Annotated in this window: 2 pseudogenes; both read right to left on the reverse strand. The window is 67.7% G+C overall.

The window, feature by feature from the left end:
* Window positions 1-131: 131 nt before the first annotated feature.
* A pseudogene (locus FS320_RS43000) lies at window positions 132-401 on the reverse strand (transposase); the annotation flags it as partial.
* A 46-nt stretch (window positions 402-447) separates the two neighbouring features.
* Window positions 448-1,509, reverse strand: a pseudogene (locus tag FS320_RS43005) (IS110 family RNA-guided transposase); the annotation flags it as partial.
* Window positions 1,510-1,640: the final 131 nt, after the last annotated feature.

The following is a 1,640-nucleotide window of genomic DNA, read 5'->3' on the forward strand; positions in this document are numbered from 1 at the left end:
CAGTCGCCGATCTCCACCGCCTGGCGCGCCGCGAGTTCAGTCGCCTGCAGCGCCGACCCGAGATGGTTGTCAGCTTCTTTCGGCATGCAGGTCTCTCAGTTGCAGGCCTTTCGTGAAGATCATTAGAAGTTTCCCGAGGCGGCCTCTTTCAAGATCTGCTTATCCAACGTCAGGTCGGCTACCGCGCGGCGGAGCCGGGCATTCTCCGCCTCCAGATCCTTCAGGCGCTTGACCTGATCGGACTTGAGCCCGCCATACTCCTGGCGCCAGCGATAATAGGTCACCTCGGTCACGCCGATGGCGCGAACCGCGTCGGCCACGGATTGGCCTTGTGAGACCATCACGTCGACCTGGCGTAACTTGGCGACGATCTCTTCGGGCTTGTGACGCTTCTTGGGCATTTCGGTCCTCCTGTGAGCCTTAAGACATACTTCAGGGTGGACCAGTTCAATGGGGGCGGATCAACTTGGCGCGGCGGCGAAGATTGCTCAGCACGCGCTGCCGGTAGCGTTCCTCGTCGTAGGATGCCCCGGGATCGGCGTAGGCCATCCCGTGACGGAGCGTGTTGTAGACCAGCACCGCGATCTTGCGTGCCGTCGCGGTGATCGCCTTGGCCTTGCCGACCCGCGCGGCGAGCCGTCGGTAGAGGGCGCCCAGCGCTGTCTGGGTGCGCCCGATCGCGCCCGCGGCCAGCCGCAACAGTGCCGCGACCCGACTGCCGGAGCGGCGCGTGCGGCTCGACAGCACCTTGCCCCCGGAGATCTTGTTGTGCGGCGCGAGGTCCAGCCAGGAGGTGTAGTGCTGGGCGCTCGGCCACGCCGCGAGATCCGGGCCGCACGCGCTGACCCGCTTGAGTGCCAGGTAGGGTCCGATCCCATCGATCTGGGTCAGGTCGCCCCCGAGGATCGCATGCAGGGCCGCGCGCACCGGCACGGCCGGCTCATTGGCCTGCGGCTGCGCGCGGCGGGGCGGCGGCAGCGGCGCTGCCGGCGGCGGGCTCTGGGCTTGCAGGCGCTCCAGCCCGGCCGCGATGCGCTCGTCGCAGGCGGCCACCTTTGCTTGGTAGATCTCATACAGCTCGAGCGCCTGGGCCAGGGCGAAGACGGGCTCCTCCCGGTCGTTGCCGACCAGCGCGGCGCACAAAGTCGCGAGCGGGGTCTTGCAGCGCCCGTCGCGCAAGGCGGCCAGGCGGTCCAGATCGCGCTCGCCTGCCACCAGGGCCCGAATGATGCGCAGCCCCGTCTGGCCGGTGATGTCGGCCACCACGTGCTGGAGCTGCAGATTCATCTGGGTCAGCGCCTTCTGCATGGGCTGGATGTGGGCGGCCGCCGCCTCGAGGAGGCGCTCGCGCTGGCGCAGATCAGAGCGCAGGGTGGCGCTCTCGCCGTGCGGCTGGAAGCTCGCCCGCAGAAGCCCGTACTCGTGCAGGCGCTGCCGCCACTGGGCGTCGCAGACATCCGTCTTGCGGCCCGGCACCGGCTTGACCTCGCGGGCCTTGACCACCACCACCGCGTGTCAATGGGCGTTGAATCTCCCGTAATTATGGGCCTTCAATTTTCCCTACCTGACGGACGAGAATGGGTCCGGTGATCAGCCGGTCGGATGATCATTTGCTTTGCCTCCTGGTGGTCGGCCCCGGC

The sequence above is a fragment of the Microvirga tunisiensis genome (assembly GCF_009296175.1).
Classification (GTDB): Bacteria; Pseudomonadota; Alphaproteobacteria; order Rhizobiales; family Beijerinckiaceae; genus Microvirga; species Microvirga tunisiensis.